The sequence below is a fragment of the Bdellovibrio bacteriovorus genome (genome assembly GCF_002208115.1).
GTDB lineage: Bacteria > Bdellovibrionota > Bdellovibrionia > Bdellovibrionales > Bdellovibrionaceae > Bdellovibrio > Bdellovibrio bacteriovorus_C.
Genome location: NZ_CP020946.1, coordinates 1760696 through 1775108, shown reverse-complemented (window position 1 = coordinate 1775108; position 14413 = coordinate 1760696). Strand labels below are relative to the sequence as shown.

The window sequence follows — 14413 nt, the reverse complement described above, 5'->3', positions numbered from 1 at the left end:
GCGCACAAGGACTCTCCCGTTCTAAGGCTTTTATTCAACACTTAACAGGAGGACATCTATGATCATGAGCGCAGCCCAATTCATCCGTAAAGGACTGGAACCCCAGCACTTGGTCTCTTCTTTAAGTTTTGTTGTATTCCTGCTTTCCAGTATCTTCGCCACGGACAATCTATGGGTTTCGATCACAGCCGCCGTTTTCCTGGGCGTTGCTGTCATGTCCTCGGTCCACCACGCCGAAGTGATCGCGCACAAGATCGGCGAAGGCCTGGGCACCCTGGTCCTTGCCCTTTGCGTGACCATTATCGAAGTTGGTTTGATTGTGTCATTGATGAATCAATCCACCGTTAGCGCTGATTCTGCCGTCTTGGCCCGTGACACCGTGTTTGCTGCGGTGATGATCATCACCAACGGGATGGTGGCCCTGTGCCTGATCCTGGGCGGTATGAAGTACAAAGAGCAGGAGTTCCAGGTTCAAGGCTCTAAAAGTCTGATGGTCGTTTTGATGACCCTGGCACTTTTGGTGTTCGTGCTTCCAAACTTCACCACCACAACAGCGGCAGGCACTTACAACCCGCCCCAAATGATCTTCATCGGTATCATCTGTGTGGTCCTATACCTTCTGTTCATTCTTTTCCAAACGACCACACACAAAACATACTTCGAAGCTGTGGATACCAAAAGTGACATTTCACCCATCGACTCCACCCATGAAATCACCACGACCGACGCGTGGCTGAGTTTTATTTCCCTGTCAGTCAGCCTGATCGCGGTGATTGGCCTGGCAAAAATGATTTCACCTTTGATCGAACAGGGCGTGGATTATGTCGGGGCTCCGAAATCGATGGTGGGTCTGCTGATTGCAGCCATCGTGCTTTTGCCTGAGACCTGGGCCGCCATCAACGCCGCTCGCGCCAACCGCCTGCAAACAAGCTTGAATCTGGCGCTGGGTTCCGGCATCGCCAGTATTGCGCTGACGATTCCGACGGTGATCGCTTTCTGCCTTTACACAAACCAGACACTGATGCTGGGTCTTGACCCGAAAAACATGGTGTTTCTGATCATGACGTTCATGGCCGGCACAATCACTCTGGGAACAGGCAAAGCGACCCTGCTTCAGGGCGCCGTGCACGGCGTGATTCTATTAACTTACTTTGTGATGTCCTTTATCCCTTAAGAGGTTTTTTATGAGCGAAGAAAGATTCGTGGACCTTGAAATCAAACTGACTCACCAGGAACAAAAACTGGAAGAACTGCACCACGTGCTTTACGAACAACAAAAGACCATCGACAAACTGGAGACCCTTCTGCAGGGTCTGACCAGCCGTCTGAAGGAAGTTCTGGGAACAGAGGGTGATGAGATTCGCGGCAATGAAAAGCCGCCTCACTACTAGATATCTTTTTCAGAAGCCTGATAAAGCGGCAGCGCCGGAGGAACAACCCCCTGCTGCTTCATCAGCTCTGGATCGCGCAACTGGATCTTGATTGAATTAAATCCGTGGCGATCGATGAAACGAATCACGGTTTCATCCCCGTCAGCCTGAGCCCCGGATACAAACAAGTGCATATCAAACAACGGGCGGATCGCTCTAAGACGCAAAACTCCGTCCGTCACATCCCACAGTCCCTGTCCGTCCCCCAGCTTGTCCACCTGATAGTAGAATTTTCCATTGGTGAACAAAGCCATACGCATTGGGTACTCAGAACCTGTTTCAAGAAGCTTGACCTGATCCAGCTTTTCCGGAGCGCTCGCCATTTGATCTGCAGGGTTTACGAAGCGACCATAAAATTCCGCATCACGCTTGCTTGCCGTCATCGAACTCATCGGAGAACAAGCCGCAAACAAAGTACACAAAGACAACACCAGGATGATTTTGGATTTAAGCATGAATTTATGATGACCTCGACCCGGCCTCAAGTCAACTCAGGACCCAGACCGCGCCTGTATGCAAAGCAGATCACATCGTTCGTTGTGCTTAATTCCCGAGTGCGCTTTGACCCATTTCCATTGAACTTCCCGCACCGCCAGCAACCGATCCAGTTCCTTTAACTGACTGACCTGCGGAATCGCCTGACCTCGCGACTTCATCCAGCCCAGCGTTTTCCACTCCGGGACCTTTTTCAGGGTTTCAATCAATACACGAGAGTCAGTATAAAGATCGATGCGGGACTTTACCGGCAAAGACGACAGGGCTTCGATAGCCGCCTGAAATTCCATTTGATTGTTGGTGGGCCTTAAACACGCCCCGCTGGCTTCGCGAAGCACACGGTTACGGCGAACGATCACATAGGCCCAGGAACCTCGCCCATGCTTAACACTGCCGTCAGTGTAAACTTCAAAGCGCGGCAGAAAGAGCCTGCGCAGTATTTGATTGAATGCTTTTAAAGTTTTTAAGATAGACCCTGCTTCGTCACCCACATGGCAACTTCCACAGAGGTATTCACACCCAGCTTGGTCATGATGTTTGTCTTGTGAGTTTTGATAGTCTGATCAGAACAACCCAAAGCTTCAGCGATCTCTTTATTCGAACGGCCTGTAGCAACCATTCTTGCCACTTCGATCTCTCGCTTGGTCAGAACTTCGACGCCGGCTTTATCAATGGCCTGACGGATATTTTCAGAAAGGAAGCGGTCCCCGTTTTTCAATGCCAGCAATGCCTTTGGAACATCCTCGATATAGGACCCCTTGCTGACAATCGCCACCACCGGGGAGTTCCAGTAGGTTTTCAAAATAGCGGATTCAAGAGATTGCGTAAACACAATCACACGAATAGAAGCATTGAATTTGCGGATGAATTCCAAAACCTCAAAACCACTGGAGCCACGCAAATGGTGATCCAGTAAAATCACTGAGGGATTTTCAGTTTGAATCATCTGCAGAGCGCGGACGGCTTCTTCAGCCTCTCCGACAACCGTGAAGGTGTCAGAAAGACGCTCTACTTCGGTTTTCAAACCGGCGCGGACAATCGGATGGTCATCAATAATCAATACTTTTTCCAAACTCATACTAAAAGTCTTTACGCCCGGCTTAAAAAAGTCAATTCGGGCGACTTCAGACTTTCGCCGCATCGCTTCGCCTCAGGCCCTCCGTGACAAGTGGACGGGGCTCCCTCTAAAATGGGCCGATTTTTAAGGAGTTGTCCCTTGGCATTTCGTTGGATCGGCAAATCAGCAGACGGTAAGTCAGTCACCCTCAAACACCTTGAGGACTGCAAACTAAACACGCCCCCTTATGCGACCACGACCTGGGTTCGGGATAACGCCGATATCGTTCGCGTTGCCGCCATTTTGGACGTCGAGACCACTGGCCTGAACCAGGCCGAGGACACCATCATCGAAATCGGCATTCGCCAGTTCCTGTTCAATAAAAACACCGGGGAAGTCCTGGCCGTTACGAAGTCTTACTCCAGCTTCCAGGATCCGGGGAAGCCTATCAGTGCAGAAATCCAGGCTTTGACCGGGATCACTGACGAAATGGTCGCCGGAAAGCACATTGACTGGACTGCTGTGGATGCGCTTTTAAATGAATGCCAATTGATTATCGCGCACAACGCGAAGTTTGACCGTCCCTTCATCGATCGCAGATCCAAAACCTCTGCCGAGCGCGTGTGGGCATGTTCCTTCAAACAAGTGGAATGGTCCGACAAGGGCTTTACCAGTCCGAAACTGGAGCTGTTGAATATCTATCACGGCTTCTTCACGGATTCCCACCGTGCGATCAACGACGTGGATGCTTTGCTTTATCTGCTAAGCCTGCCGGATGCAGAAACCCAGAAACCTTATCTTTTTGAATTGATCAACAATGCCCGCCGTCCGATGACTCATGTGATTGCGACTTCCGCGCCGTTTGAATCAAAAGACCATCTAAAGGGTCGCGGTTACAACTGGGACAGCATCAATCGTTTTTGGTCCAAAATCATTTTCAAAGACGAAGTCCCGGATGAAACCAAATGGCTTGAAGAGACCGTGTATTGCGGCCCCTTCGGTGGCATGACTAGGGATATTGCGCTGGTGGACGGGTTTAAAAATTAACGGGGAATTGCGGCCAGACAGTTCTTTAGCGTGGTGCCTCCTCCGATACTGCGCGCACGTTTTATGTCGTGCAGGACGAATTTTTCAAAAAGGTCTGCGTTGCCGTCAGAAACACACATAAAGTTTTCTGTTGCCTGCTCAATCAAAGTCTCACAGTTTTTCTTCGACGTCCCTCCACCAAAGACAGTACCCGTATCCAAATTCGTAGGTTTAAAGCGCTCAAACAGATCCGCATTGCCATCAGAAATACAAGCCAAGGCAGATCGCACCTCTGAATTCTGATAACGGCTCAACACCAATTCCAAGCGGTCCAGACTGTCACGAACCTCCTCATGGTCTGCATAGATCAACTGACCTTGCACGGCCTTTAAATGAGCTGACAGCTTCTGCGCTCGCTCAGCCAAAGAGGGCTTTGCAGTTTGGGCACCGGCCCCACCCGCCGCCACCAACAATCCAATAACCAAAAATACTAACTTTTTCATAACTGACCTTTCTGGAAAAAACTCATTTCCGATGTTCAACCCCATCAGCAAGGGATGTGCCTTGCCAGATGCAATCAGAAGCCAAAAGGGCGCGGCCGAAGCTCTTTTGCGCATCTGAAATCCAGGATTAACTGTCCGGAAATCCGGAAAACAGGATGACTTTTAACAGGCCCACAGACCAAAGCGATCTTTCTTTCATGGGAGTGATAAAATGGACTGGCTGGAGGCCAGCTATGGAAAGCAACACACGGCAATCTTTGGAGGTCATCAAGGACATCTACAATATCGACCAGTTGCTTTCTGGAAAAGAATACATTCGCGAGCTCGTGCATCGCCTGGCCACCACCCTGGACGTGAAGTATGTGATGGTCGGTCACGCCATCGAACCCGAACGCAAGTCCATCCAGACCGATTTTCTGTGGGCAAATCAAGGATTCACCGACAATGTCGTCTATAGTCTTGAGGACACACCCTGCACTCAGGTTCTTTGCGGAACCCGTGTGGCCTGCTATTCGATGAACGTGCAGCAGGAATTCCCCAAAGACCAGATGCTCAAGGATATGAATGTTCAGTCCTATCTGGGCGCACCGTTCCTGCACACCGACGGGCGTTTGATCGGCCTCCTGGTCATTATGGATGACAAACCTTTTGCAAGTACTGAATTACCCACTGCCATCGTGGAATTTTTCGCAGCCCGCATTGGCACTGAATACCGCCGACTGGCGGCTGAGGATTCATTGAAAAGAATCAATGAAAGCCTGGAAAGACTGGTGGATGAACGCACCAATGAACTGCAAAAAGCCTTTGCCTCGCTGCAAGCCACACAAAAGCAGTTGATCTCCCAGGAAAAGCTCGCAACCATCGGGCGCATCACTTTCGGCATCGCCCACGAACTGAAAAATCCGTTAAACATCATCATTAACGCCTCAGAGCTGCTCCTGGATGACGACCTGGACAAGGAATCGCATCTGCGCGCGGCGGAAATGATCCAACAACACAGCGTGCGCGCCAGCGAAATCATCACCAACATGCTGAAACAAGCCCGCCAGGATACCAGTCAGGAACCGGAATGGATTGATTTTTCCGCCTTGGTTGAAAGAGCGCTGGATATGTTCCTGCGGTCTATCTCGGATATCGACCTGAAAACAGCCCTGGTGCAAAAGATCAATATCACCCCCCGTGTGCAGGCGCGACTGGTGGATGCCCCTGCAATGGAGCGTGTGTTTATCAATATCATCGACAACGCCCTGTACGCCCTGAATGAAAAATTCCAACGAAACCGCACTTCCTTTGTTCCGGAACTGCAGGTGGAACTGACTCCGGGCAAAACCCTGTGTCGTCTTACTGTTCGCGACAATGGTATCGGCATTCCTCAAAATCACCTGCCTAATGTCTGCGATGAATTTTACACGACCAAACCTCCCGGAGAAGGCACCGGACTGGGGCTTTGGATTGCCAAGCAGAATGTTGAAAAAAACCGCGGATCATTCCAGATTCTTAGCAAAGAAAATGAATTCACCCAGATCACCATCGAACTTCCCAGTGCCCCCCGCACAGCGGAGGTCAGCCTATGAATGTTGCAGCACCTTTAAATGTTGTCGTGGTCGACGACGAAAGCAGTGTCGGTGCCTTGTGCGAACTGAAGTTCAGAAAGCCCATTGAAAAAGGCAATATTCAATTTCATTTCTTTGAAGACGCCCGGTCCTGCTTAAGATATCTGGAAAACTCTCAAAGAAGTCCGGGCTCCGAAGTTTTATTCACGGACATCAACATGCCCAACGTCTCGGGTTTTGAATTGCTTAAAAAAGTTAAGCAGCGCTTCCCCGATATTGATGTCTATATGATGAGTGCCTATGACGACGAACTAAGTATTCGAAAATCCCTGAATCTTGGTGCGCAGGGCTATTTTACGAAACCTGTAAACTATAAAGAACTCATATCCCGCATGGAAAAAGATTATGGGGTGACCCTGGCTTGACGGCTGGCGGATCGTGCTCATCTTTAAGAAAGCCCCCAATAATGGGGAGAAACGAGGTAACACGTGTCATACGTCTCTGGTTACGTCCCAGTCATTCCTCTGAAGAATTCCGTACTGTTTCCTGACATCAGTATGCCTTTACGAATCGGACGTGAAAAAAGTATATCGGCTTTACAAAAAGCCCTGCGCGACAATCACTGGGTGATTTTGCTGACGCAAAAAAATCCCAATGCATCCGTGGATAAAATCGAAGACCTTTATCAAGTGGGAACACTGGCAAAAGTCGAATCATTCCGCATGGAAGAAGACGGAAGCTACAATATTTTCGTCAAAGCGCACCAGCGCATTCGCCTGATTCACAGCCGTGATTCAGAAGGACACATCGAAGCGCAAACTGAAGCCCTTGAGGACACCGGACGTCTTGATAAAAAGACGGAAGAAGCCCTGCTTTCCTCTTTGCGCCAGCTCAGCGATGACCTCTTGGACCTTCTGCCGGGAAATACAAGGCAGATCCGTGAGATGATTGCTGAAATCGAAGATCTGCAAACACTCGTAAACATGTGTGCCGCATACGCAGACATCAATATATCTGACAAACAGGAAATCCTGGAAATCCCGGTTCTGAAAGACCGCGCCCTGAAGCTATTGGATCGTCTGCAGGAGCTGAAAGAGCGCCTGAAAATTCAGCGCGGCATCCGCGACAAATTGCAGGAAAGCTTCCAGCAGAATCAGAAAGAAAGCATTCTGCGTGAACAAATGCGTGTGATCCGCGAAGAGCTGGGCGACAACGAAGGCGAAGATCTTTTCACCAAATTCAAAGACAAGATCGACAAAGCCGGTATGCCACCGGAAGCCCTGGAACTTGCCAAGAACCAGTTGCGCCGGCTGGAAACGTCCAACTCGGCCTCGCCCGAATACCAAATGATCCGCACCCATCTGGAGCTGATGACAAGTCTTCCGTGGAACCAGTCATCCGCCCAGCAGGACATCGACCTTGAGGCCGCCGAGCGCGTGCTGAACGAGGATCACTATGGTCTGGATAAAATCAAAAAAAGAATCCTGCAGCATCTTGCCGTGATGAAACTTCGCAAGTCGCAGCAGGGCTCCATCCTGATGTTTATCGGGCCTCCGGGCGTGGGGAAAACATCCCTGGGTAAAAGCATTGCGCGCGCATTGGGTAAAAAATATGTGCGCGTGGCCCTGGGTGGCGTGCGAGATGATGCGGAAATCCGCGGGCATCGCCGCACCTACATTGGCGCCCTGCCCGGTCGAATCATTGCGGGAATCAAGAAAGCCGGCGAAAACGATCCGGTCTTTATCCTGGATGAGATCGACAAGCTGACCCGTGGCTTTGGCGGTGACCCCGCCAGCGCGATGCTGGAAGTGCTGGACCCCGAACAGAACAACACCTTCCAGGATCACTATCTGGACACACCTTTCGATTTGTCGAAGGTGTTCTTTATCGCCACAGCAAACTCATTGGAAGGCATTCCCTTACCGCTGCTGGACCGTATGGAGGTGATTGACCTGAGTGGCTACACCATCGATGAGAAGCGCCAGATTGCGCGCAACCATCTGTGGCCGAAGCAACTAAAAGAGCACGGATTGGAAGACAATCAGTTGCAGATCACCGATCAGGCCCTGACGAAACTTCTGACCCATTACACCCGGGAAGCCGGTGTGCGCGATTTACAAAGAAAAATCGCCAGCATCTGCAAACACATGAGCCTTAAGATCATCAAAGCCGAAGGCCTGCCACTGCGCGTGGAGGAAAAAGACCTTGAAGAAATCTTCGGGGCTGAAAGATTCTCGGCCGACATGATTGGCAGTCTGCTGCCTCCGGGCGTGGTGACAGGCCTTGCCTGGACGCCGGTGGGTGGTGACATTCTGTTTATCGAATCTGCGCAGATGCCCGGCAAAGGGAATCTGCTGCTGACCGGCCAACTGGGTGAAGTCATGCAGGAGTCCGCGAAGATCGCCCTGACCCTGCTGAAGTCACGTCTGCCCCTTTTGGATCCATTGCTGGACTTTGCAAAGAAAGACATCCACGTGCACGTCCCTGCCGGAGCCATCCCGAAAGACGGGCCTTCCGCCGGAATCACGATGCTGACCTCCATGGCGTCCATGCTGCTGAATAAGCCCGTGGATCCGAAGATTGCCATGACAGGTGAGATCTCTTTGCGAGGCAGTGTGATGCCGGTTGGCGGGATCAAGGAAAAGGTTATTGCCGCTCACCGGGCGGGAGTGCAGGAAATTCTTCTTTGCAAAAGAAACGAAAAGGATCTGAAAGAGATCCCGGAAGATATTCGCAAAGACCTGCGCTTCCACTTTGTCGAGGATGTGAATGAAGTTCTGAAGATCACTTTGGGCCTGGATGTGCCGAAGTGGGATCAGGTGCAGCTTCCTCCGCCATCCCCGCTTAGCCCCACAGATGCAGGGACATAAAAGAAGTCACTACCGCGATCAGGGCCGTCAGAGGAAAACCGATTTTCAGGAAATCAACAAATCGGTAGTTCCCCGGCCCCAGTATCAGTAAATTCCCATGATGACCAATCGGAGTCAGGAAAGACGCAACGGCTCCGACGGTCACACACACCACCGCCGCTGTTGGAGAAACACCGGCGGTTTTTGCAAAGGCAATCGCAATCGGGGCAATCAAAACAGTGGTCGCCGCATCCGATAATATCTGAGTTAACAACCCGGCCGCCACGAAGAAGGTCATCATGATGGCCCAGGGCTCCCAGTGTGCGATCACCCGAGCCAGATTTTCCGCAAACAGGGTCGCCAGTCCCGTTTTTTCCATGGCAATCCCCAACGGAATCACCCCGGCAATCATCACAAATATTTTCACTTCAATAGAATCATAGGCCTGACGCACAGAAATGCATTTACTCAGCACCATGGCCACAGCCCCGATCATAAATGCAATATGCGGCGGCAGAGTTTCGGTGGCCGCCACCAGCACAGAGGCCCCCATGATTAAAGCCGCGGTTTTGGCTTTCACCCGTTTTTTGGGTCGCACATTCATCGGGAACAACATCAGCAGATGGCTGTACTTGGCGTTCAGCTCATCAAGCTGAGGTTCATGACCCCACAAAATGATCAGATCCCCTTCGCGCAGTCGCACCTGAGAAAGCTCATGGTACATCCAGCCTCCCCGCCGCCACAGACCGATGACGATCACCCCCATGGTACGGACAAAATCAATTTCGCCGATGCTTTTACCGACCAACGATGACTGCGGCGCGATCAACGCCTGCACGATCATCGGTTCAGCAGCCTTGCTGTGCCCGTCCTCAGCGGCAGCCGCGATTTCTTCGCCGTATTTTCTTACAGTTCTTAAGGCCAGGCCCATTTTTTCGTCCACGGACAACAATTCATCCGGCGAGGTTTTGACCAGCAGAACATCATGAACCTCAAGCTGCACCCGGGCCTCCAAAGTGGAAATTCTGGTGCCGTTTCTTTTTAAGCCGACGATTTCAAAGCGTTTGGCCGTTTCTTTCTGAAACTGGGACAACTCCATTCCCGCCCAGCGCGACCCCGGAGTCACAACAAGTTCGGTGAAAAGCTCATCGATGCGGAACTTTTCATCCTGTTGATCACGGCCCGAGGTTTTCGGCAAAACCCACAACAAAAGCAGGATCAGCACAAAGCTGACGCCGACAAGCACAGCTCCCAAAGGGGTCACAGAGAACAGGCGCAGGGCAGGTTCTCCAGAGCGCTTTAAAACGCTGTTGGCAAGCAGAAAGGCCGGCGCCCCAATCAACGTCAGAGTGGTCCCCAGCGAAGCTGCCGTAGCCATGGGAATCAACAATCGCGAAGAAGGAAGATTTTGTTCACGACAAAGCCGCATGACGATCGGAAGCATCATTGCGGTCACCATCAAATGATGTGTGAAAGCCGAAAGAGCCGCCACCGTCGTCATAATCACGATATTCGCAGTCCACTGATTTTTTCCAGCCACCCGCCCCACGGCATTTCCGATGGCATCAGTCAGACCCGTCGCAGAGAGCCCCGCAGACAGCACAAATACCGCCACCACAATCAGCGCGGGTTCACTGGAAAATCCGGCAAAGGCTTCTTTGGGATCCAGAACACCCGTGACGGCCAAAGACAGAATGATCAACAGCGCTGTCATATCCACACCCAGCTTTTCGCTGACAAAAAAATACAACGCCAATGCCAGGATTATTAAGAATAGGATCTGATTATAGTCCATCTTGCGATTATGAGCTGCACACCAGTGAAATCCAAATTTCAACTGGGAAAGCTCTCTCCTTTACTGCAGGACCACCAGCACCAATGCGGTGGTGGATCGGGCCATTTCTTCAAAGACGCCGGTTTTATTCTGCGCAGGCGCAGCTCCCGTGGCTTCAGCCGAAGATTTCACTTCGTAGTCATCAGTTTTGAAAAGCTCGCTCAATTTGGAGGGACGCTCGCTCATATTGTGCGTATCCACAGAGTCGATTTTCAAATCCTGCTTCAGAAATTTTTTAATGGCTTCGGCGCGGTCCTGCGCCAGGGATATTTGCTTGCTGGACACCTTTTCGTCCTTCGCCGGATACTCGCGATCCCCCCAGCTTAGAACGCGCACCGATTTGATCTTTTCGGATTCACGCAATGACGTGAAGAACGTGCGCAGTTCTTTTTTCTCTTCGTTACTAAGGCTGTTTTTTCCCGGATCAAAAAAGACAGGGGCCACCTGGGACGCCCCCACCATGCGAGCAGTGGCCAGTTCCACATCGGGTTGAGCGTATGTGATAGCGCCGACAAAACCCAAAGCCAGCACCAAACGGATCATTGAAATCATGAAAACCCTCCTTGTTATCTCACAAGGAAGGTAATGCAAGGGAACCACCAGGGCTTAAAACGCATTAAATCGCCCTAAGCCCCAAGACGAGGCAAATCACCCCGATTTACCTGGGATTTTCTCCCTAGATGGACGTCTGAGGATCAATCTCCTGCAACTTGCGATACAGGGTTTTGCGATCAATGCCCAAAGCTTTCGCGGTCAGCTCTTTTGCGCGGTTTTTTCGTTCATAGACAAACTGGACGTACTTCTTTTCCAGTTCATGCAATGGTTCTACCTCGTCACCGAAATGGAATACGAATGCATTCTTTTTGTCTTCACCGCCAAGGAATGCATCCTGCAATGCCGGTTCATCAAACAAAGTGAACGCGGCCACGTCAATCTCGGTCCCTGACGAAAGAACCACGGCTCTTTCAATGGCATTTTCAAGTTCACGCACATTTCCCCGCCAGCTTTGTGTCAGCAAAAATTCCTTCGCCGACTTTTTAAAGCCCTGAACCTGGGTGCCATTGATGGCGTTGTACTTTTTAAGAAAGTGCTCTGCCAGAGGAAGAATGTCCTCGCGACGATCGCGCAACGGGGGAAGTTTCACCGGAATCACATTCAGACGGAAATATAAATCCTCGCGGAAGCGCTTCTCCGCCACTTCCTGACGCAGATCTTTGTGAGTGGCCACGATCACACGCACATCCACCGGACGGGACTGATTTTCACCCACCCGTTTGATTTCACGCTCCTGCAACACCCGCAAAAGCTTTGCCTGCAGGGACAAATTCAAATCCCCGATTTCATCCAGGAACAGCGTGCCGCCGTCAGCTTCCTCAAAAAGACCGACTTTCTTTTCCACGGCGCCGGTGAAGGAACCCTTGGCGTGACCGAACAATTCTGACTCCAGAAGATTTTCCGGAATGGCAGAGCAGTTGATCGCGACAAAAGGTTTTTTAGCGCGCGGACTCCAGTTGTGAATGGCTTTGGCAAAGACCTCTTTACCGGTCCCGCTTTCACCAGTGATGGAAACGGTGGAAGCGCTTTTGGCCACCCGGCGGGCCAAGTCGACCACCTTGCGAATCGCATCACTCTTTCCGATGATGCCCTCTGGATTCACACCTTTGCTGAAATCAAGCGTCTGACGCAGGTTTTCGTCTTAAAAGCCCGCTGCGCTGAAATTAATAACTGGGGGAAATGCAGAGGTTTCACCACAAAATCATAAGCGCCGGCATTGATGGCTTCCACCGCAGTTTCAACATCATTGGAAACAGTGATCAGAATAATCGGAAGCGCCACCCCTTCATTGCGTGCGGCTTTGATAAAATCCAAGCCGGACATCATTGGCAGGTTCAAATCTGTGATGATGGCATCGGGCACAAGTTTTTTGGAGGTGATGGATTTCAAAGCCTCCAGCGGATCTTCCATATGCAGAACCTGAATGCCTTTTTGGCGGAAATAGGCTGTCGCCAGCTCGGCTAAATCCAAATCATCTTCAATTAGCAGAATTTTCTTTTGAGAGTCCATTAAGCCCCCTTCTTTTACAGAATTAAACCAATGGGGCATATATCCGCAACATTTTTGTGGCTTTTTGCCACCCTTGGCCAAAAATAAGAATTCTATATCTCTTTATTTTGTTCTGAGCATTTTTAAAGCAAGGCACCCCAGTTGCAACCACATTATAGCAACGGGCTTCTGGCCCCATGAAAATACACCACAAGGAGACATTATGTTACGCTCTGCGGGCCTTATAATCACCATCACCAGCTCCCTCTTCCTGAGTATTGGCTGCTCGACAAGCCCCACGAATACCCAACCGTCACTGACATCAGCGGATGCTTTACCCGGCACCGCTCACTATACCGTTGTGAATTTTCAACCCGGCACCAAGGAACTTAGCAAAGAAGAGCAGAACAAGATTCATCAGCTTACCGAACTGGCCGAACGCCATGGCCACATTCACGAGATCCGGATTCTTGCCTGGGCCGATCGGGACTATCCCTCGTCAGGGCAGAATGTCCCCCAGGGAGATTCTAAACTTGCTGATGAACGAGCCGCGGCAGTTAAAGCTTTGCTGAAAAAAGATCTTCAGCAGATGACGGTGATCGATGAGCGTAACGCAAACCTTCACCCAGCGGATTCAGAATTAAACACCGCCAAAGCCTCCAAAGCCTTGGTGCTGATCACATACAACCCAACAACCCTCAACAAAGGAGAACACCATGAATAAGGATGTCATTCAGGGAAAATGGAAAGAGATCAAAGGCGACCTGCACAAAGCCTGGGGCAATATCACCGATGACGAGTGGGAAAAAACCAAGGGTGATGCCACAGCCATCGCAGGCATTCTGCAGCAGAAGTACGGCATGGCAAAAGAAGAGGCTTCAGAAAAAGTCTCCAGCGTTTTTAAAAGTACGCGAACAGCGCAAGAGAAAGTCTGGACAAGCCGACTCCTCCTTCGCGCCGTCCCCCACAATAGTATTTAAAATTTGTTCGTCATCTGACCACGACGGATGACGGATAAGCAGCCACCCCTTCAAGCATTCTCCGAAGGGGTGGCCTTCCATCAACACTTCACACTGAAAGGAGCACATCATGATTGTCGCCATCATACTGGGACTGCTGGTCGGAGCCCTGGCCAAACTACTAATGCCCGGACGGGACCCCGGAGGCTGGATCATCACTTGCGCCCTGGGAATTGCCGGATCTTTTGTGGCCCACTTTATTGGCACGGGTGCAGGATATTATGCGCCCTATGAACCTGCGGGCTTTATTGCGTCGGTCCTGGGCGCCATGCTGATTTTATTTGTGTATCGACTGCTGGTGGGGAAAACCAGTCACTCATGAATACTGCTGCAAAAGAGCGGTCACCTGCTGCATCAGCTCCCGGGCCGCTTCCAGCACAGCTTTGGCATTTTCTGAAAGAGCCGCCGACTCCAGCTTTTTTCCCGACTCCGCCAATTCAGCAAACTCGAACGTGGCGGCATTGCCCTTGACCTGATGACCCACTTTCTTTCCAAGCTCAAACAACTCGACACCTTCCCCCATCGCCAGCAGGGACTCAAGCTCGGCAGCGCGACGGCGCAGATACTTCACTTTTGATTCCACCGGCACACTCATCGCCGTCAT

At 51.0% G+C, this 14413-nt stretch carries 18 protein-coding genes; 9 read left to right on the top strand and 9 right to left on the bottom strand.

All coding sequences use genetic code 11. From position 1 onward, the window contains the following. Positions 1–58 precede the first annotated feature (58 nt). Positions 59–1174: a calcium:proton antiporter gene (locus tag B9G79_RS08485; RefSeq protein ID WP_088565137.1), complete on the top strand. Its 1116-nt coding sequence runs from the start codon at positions 59–61 to the stop codon at positions 1172–1174. Between the two features lie 10 nt (positions 1175–1184). Beyond that, the gene (locus B9G79_RS08480) at positions 1185–1391 is read left to right on the top strand and encodes a SlyX family protein (protein WP_088565136.1); all 207 of its coding nucleotides are present in this window, start codon (positions 1185–1187) and stop codon (positions 1389–1391) included. On the opposite strand, the gene B9G79_RS08475 is transcribed toward B9G79_RS08480, so the two are convergent. The 3 genes from B9G79_RS08475 to B9G79_RS08465 are packed head-to-tail and all read right to left on the bottom strand — an operon-like array spanning position 1388 to position 3003. After that, a complete protein-coding gene (locus tag B9G79_RS08475) occupies positions 1388–1885 on the bottom strand; it encodes a transposase (protein ID WP_088565135.1) in 498 nt (165 codons plus the stop codon). The genes B9G79_RS08480 and B9G79_RS08475 overlap by 4 nt on opposite strands. A gap of 36 nt (positions 1886–1921) precedes the next feature. After that, positions 1922–2416: a ribonuclease H family protein gene (locus B9G79_RS08470; protein WP_088565134.1), complete on the bottom strand. Its 495-nt coding sequence runs from the start codon at positions 2414–2416 to the stop codon at positions 1922–1924. After that, entirely contained in the window at positions 2389–3003 is a 615-nt protein-coding gene (locus tag B9G79_RS08465) for a response regulator transcription factor (RefSeq protein ID WP_088565133.1), read from the bottom strand. Before B9G79_RS08465 ends, B9G79_RS08470 begins: the two co-directional genes overlap by 28 nt. 138 nt (positions 3004–3141) lie before the next feature. Here B9G79_RS08465 and B9G79_RS08460 point away from each other — a divergent pair, with 138 nt between their 5' ends. Then, positions 3142–4029: a 3'-5' exonuclease gene (locus B9G79_RS08460; protein ID WP_088565132.1), complete on the top strand. Its 888-nt coding sequence runs from the start codon at positions 3142–3144 to the stop codon at positions 4027–4029. Here B9G79_RS08460 and B9G79_RS08455 read toward each other — a convergent pair. Then, positions 4026–4511: a hypothetical protein gene (locus B9G79_RS08455; RefSeq protein ID WP_157678761.1), complete on the bottom strand. Its 486-nt coding sequence runs from the start codon at positions 4509–4511 to the stop codon at positions 4026–4028. The two genes, B9G79_RS08460 and B9G79_RS08455, sit on opposite strands and share 4 nt — an antisense overlap. 233 nt (positions 4512–4744) lie before the next feature. Between B9G79_RS08455 and B9G79_RS08450 the strand changes: the two genes are divergently transcribed. The 3 genes from B9G79_RS08450 to lon all read left to right on the top strand — a co-directional run bounded on the left by B9G79_RS08450 (position 4745) and on the right by lon (position 8934). After that, the gene (locus tag B9G79_RS08450; protein WP_198298064.1) at positions 4745–6085 is read left to right on the top strand and encodes a GAF domain-containing sensor histidine kinase; all 1341 of its coding nucleotides are present in this window, start codon (positions 4745–4747) and stop codon (positions 6083–6085) included. After that, positions 6082–6489: a response regulator gene (locus B9G79_RS08445; protein WP_088565129.1), complete on the top strand. Its 408-nt coding sequence runs from the start codon at positions 6082–6084 to the stop codon at positions 6487–6489. The genes B9G79_RS08450 and B9G79_RS08445 overlap by 4 nt, the downstream gene beginning before the upstream one ends. Positions 6490–6552: 63 nt before the next feature. After that, positions 6553–8934: an endopeptidase La gene (gene lon / locus B9G79_RS08440; protein WP_088565128.1), complete on the top strand. Its 2382-nt coding sequence runs from the start codon at positions 6553–6555 to the stop codon at positions 8932–8934. On the opposite strand, the gene B9G79_RS08435 is transcribed toward lon, so the two are convergent. The 4 genes from B9G79_RS08435 to B9G79_RS18335 all read right to left on the bottom strand — a co-directional run bounded on the left by B9G79_RS08435 (position 8909) and on the right by B9G79_RS18335 (position 12811). Beyond that, on the bottom strand, positions 8909–10708 hold the full coding sequence (locus B9G79_RS08435; RefSeq protein ID WP_088566824.1) for an SLC13 family permease: 1800 nt from the start codon (positions 10706–10708) through the stop codon (positions 8909–8911). The two genes, lon and B9G79_RS08435, sit on opposite strands and share 26 nt — an antisense overlap. Before the next feature lie 60 nt (positions 10709–10768). Beyond that, entirely contained in the window at positions 10769–11299 is a 531-nt protein-coding gene (locus B9G79_RS08430; RefSeq protein WP_088565127.1) for an OmpA family protein, read from the bottom strand. Positions 11300–11423: 124 nt separating this feature from the next. Beyond that, entirely contained in the window at positions 11424–12404 is a 981-nt protein-coding gene (locus tag B9G79_RS18340) for a sigma-54 interaction domain-containing protein (protein WP_269768131.1), read from the bottom strand. Further along, positions 12401–12811: a response regulator gene (locus B9G79_RS18335; protein ID WP_232469282.1), complete on the bottom strand. Its 411-nt coding sequence runs from the start codon at positions 12809–12811 to the stop codon at positions 12401–12403. The genes B9G79_RS18340 and B9G79_RS18335 overlap by 4 nt, the downstream gene beginning before the upstream one ends. A gap of 202 nt (positions 12812–13013) precedes the next feature. Between B9G79_RS18335 and B9G79_RS08420 the strand changes: the two genes are divergently transcribed. The 3 genes from B9G79_RS08420 (at position 13014) to B9G79_RS08410 (ending at position 14131) form a co-directional block, all read left to right on the top strand. Then, positions 13014–13514 (top strand): hypothetical protein, encoded by a 501-nt coding sequence (locus tag B9G79_RS08420; protein ID WP_088565126.1) that lies wholly within the window; start codon positions 13014–13016, stop codon positions 13512–13514. Continuing rightward, positions 13507–13770, top strand: a complete 264-nt coding sequence (locus B9G79_RS08415; protein WP_088565125.1) for a CsbD family protein — start codon at positions 13507–13509, stop codon at positions 13768–13770. The genes B9G79_RS08420 and B9G79_RS08415 overlap by 8 nt, the downstream gene beginning before the upstream one ends. Before the next feature lie 109 nt (positions 13771–13879). After that, a complete protein-coding gene (locus B9G79_RS08410; protein WP_088565124.1) occupies positions 13880–14131 on the top strand; it encodes a GlsB/YeaQ/YmgE family stress response membrane protein in 252 nt (83 codons plus the stop codon). Here the strand turns inward: B9G79_RS08410 and B9G79_RS08405 are convergent. After that, on the bottom strand, positions 14126–14413 hold the full coding sequence (locus B9G79_RS08405; RefSeq protein WP_088565123.1) for an Hpt domain-containing protein: 288 nt from the start codon (positions 14411–14413) through the stop codon (positions 14126–14128). The genes B9G79_RS08410 and B9G79_RS08405 overlap by 6 nt on opposite strands.

Coding starts and splice junctions, on each gene's coding strand:
- B9G79_RS08485 (WP_088565137.1), top strand. CDS start 59: ATGATCATGAGCGCAGCCCAATTCATCCGTAAAGGACTGGAACCCCAG.
- B9G79_RS08480 (WP_088565136.1), top strand. CDS start 1,185: ATGAGCGAAGAAAGATTCGTGGACCTTGAAATCAAACTGACTCACCAG.
- B9G79_RS08475 (WP_088565135.1), bottom strand. CDS start 1,885: ATGCTTAAATCCAAAATCATCCTGGTGTTGTCTTTGTGTACTTTGTTT.
- B9G79_RS08465 (WP_088565133.1), bottom strand. CDS start 3,003: ATGAGTTTGGAAAAAGTATTGATTATTGATGACCATCCGATTGTCCGC.
- B9G79_RS08455 (WP_157678761.1), bottom strand. CDS start 4,511: ATGAAAAAGTTAGTATTTTTGGTTATTGGATTGTTGGTGGCGGCGGGT.
- B9G79_RS08450 (WP_198298064.1), top strand. CDS start 4,745: ATGGAAAGCAACACACGGCAATCTTTGGAGGTCATCAAGGACATCTAC.
- B9G79_RS08445 (WP_088565129.1), top strand. CDS start 6,082: ATGAATGTTGCAGCACCTTTAAATGTTGTCGTGGTCGACGACGAAAGC.
- B9G79_RS08435 (WP_088566824.1), bottom strand. CDS start 10,708: ATGGACTATAATCAGATCCTATTCTTAATAATCCTGGCATTGGCGTTG.
- B9G79_RS08430 (WP_088565127.1), bottom strand. CDS start 11,299: ATGATTTCAATGATCCGTTTGGTGCTGGCTTTGGGTTTTGTCGGCGCT.
- B9G79_RS18335 (WP_232469282.1), bottom strand. CDS start 12,811: ATGGACTCTCAAAAGAAAATTCTGCTAATTGAAGATGATTTGGATTTA.
- B9G79_RS08420 (WP_088565126.1), top strand. CDS start 13,014: ATGTTACGCTCTGCGGGCCTTATAATCACCATCACCAGCTCCCTCTTC.
- B9G79_RS08415 (WP_088565125.1), top strand. CDS start 13,507: ATGAATAAGGATGTCATTCAGGGAAAATGGAAAGAGATCAAAGGCGAC.
- B9G79_RS08410 (WP_088565124.1), top strand. CDS start 13,880: ATGATTGTCGCCATCATACTGGGACTGCTGGTCGGAGCCCTGGCCAAA.
- B9G79_RS08405 (WP_088565123.1), bottom strand. CDS start 14,413: ATGACGGCGATGAGTGTGCCGGTGGAATCAAAAGTGAAGTATCTGCGC.